At 54.0% G+C, this 480-nt stretch carries 1 protein-coding gene; it reads left to right on the top strand.

Annotated elements, in window-relative coordinates; genetic code table 11:
* On the top strand, window positions 1-237 hold a 237-nt coding region (locus tag AC1RPG_RS08135), incomplete at its 5' end, for a hypothetical protein (protein WP_481762488.1).
* Window positions 238-480: the final 243 nt, after the last annotated feature.

A 480-nucleotide genomic window follows, 5' to 3' on the forward strand; every position in this document is an offset into this window, starting at 1 on the left:
TGTATAATAGTCACACCAACTTTCAAGGAGATGATCATGAGCGTTTATTACCCGTTGGGCATGACGCCTAAGGAGATGCTGGTGTGCATCGACCTACTTCGTACAGAAGCACAAAAGTTTGAGAAGATCGGCCAAGATTGCCTAACATCTGCTCAAGAGGCCATGTGTCTAGAGGTCGCGTGCGAACGCCGTCGTCTGGCTGACCGTATCGAACACGCATATCGGAATATCGAATGACCGATCCACGCCGCGCGGGCCGAGACGCCTACTGGTCGGGAATGACTCTCGATCAAAACCCGGAGACGGGGATCGCGCGGGCGCTGTGGATCAATGGGTGGGAGCGGGCACGTGCTCTTGACGACGAATACAGTCCGTTGTTGGGGTTCGATAAGCTTCCGCCCCGATCAGAACCGGAGCCTCGCGCTATTTCCCCAGCAAAAGCCTTGTTTCTTACCTCTCGCAATGGTATGATTCGTTTTG

It is taken from the genome of Dellaglioa sp. CoH-57-MRSF-18 (assembly GCF_056781995.1).